At 37.4% G+C, this 1,078-nt stretch carries 1 protein-coding gene; it reads right to left on the bottom strand.

Annotated features, from left to right (window positions below; translation table 11 throughout):
• Positions 1–759 (bottom strand): LLM class flavin-dependent oxidoreductase (locus V7127_RS25730; RefSeq protein ID WP_335491100.1); only part of this gene is annotated, 759 nt, incomplete at its 3' end.
• Between the last annotated feature and the right edge of the window lie 319 nt (positions 760–1,078).

Genomic DNA, 1,078 nt, shown 5'->3' with positions numbered 1-1,078 from the left:
CTCGTATGCCTCTTCATCAGTGTCAGCCACGAAAACATCTTGAGAAACTCTCCAGTTTTCACGATTAGGTGTTTTACCACTCCGGTTTGCCCCTTCAACTATTGAATCCCAATGACTTGCTACTACTCCGTGGCTATAGCCAAAGCTCATAGGAATGAAACCATATTCTCCTGCCATTTTCAAAGTCTCTGAGTTTCTGCTTAGACCTGCAATTCCAATCGGTGGATAAGGTTTTTGATAAGGTGTAAGATGCGAGCCTAATAAGCCGTTATATTCTATGCCAGGTTTGTTTACACTCCAATACTGTCCTTTATATTCCCATGGTCCTTCTTCTTTCCATAGTTTTAAGATAATCTCAAGAGCTTCTGCTGCCATTTTACGATGCTGTCCTGATTGAGCATCAACATTAAATAATGTATAGTCGGTTGGAACCCCTCCTGCCCCAATTCCGAACATCAATCTTCCTTGAGCTAAATGATCTAAGTAAGCAACACGATGTGCTAGTTCTGCCGGATGATGGTAAGGGAGTAGATGTGCTCCTGGGGCCAGTTTAATTCGTTTGGTTTCTCGAAGGGCTTGAGCAATAATTAAATCCGGTGCGGGAATAGGTTCCCACTCCATGGTAAAGTGTTCTCCAATCCATGCTTCTTCAAAACCTAAAGCATCTGCATCCTTGATCATTTCAATATCCCATTGTGTTGCGTCGTAAAGTGATCTTTCTGGTGGATGATTTGGCATAATAAAGAGTCCTAATTTCATGAGAATTCCTCCTGCATTAATTTAATTTTATTAAGTGTGGTTTCCCACGCTTAATATTCATTAAGCAAAAATCATGCCAATATATATTTTTATTAAATTATTTAAATAATAGGGTTTATCAAGGTTTGCTAAACTGTAAATCTATCTTTTTGTAAAAACAAATTGTAATGGTCCATTGCAGTTGTAAACCAAGTTGTAATAAATGTAATGAAACATTACAATCAATGGGGTCTTATATAAAAAGTATTAATGAATAGGGCTTGCTGAATATCCATATTTAAACTGAGAATGTTTCACATATTTAAAAGTAGCTCCAAAA

Source organism: Bacillus sp. JJ1773, from assembly GCF_036962035.1.
Classification (GTDB): domain Bacteria; phylum Bacillota; class Bacilli; order Bacillales; family Cytobacillaceae; genus Cytobacillus.
The sequence above is the reverse complement of the archived record's forward strand: the minus strand, read 5'-3'. Positions and strand labels throughout refer to the sequence as shown.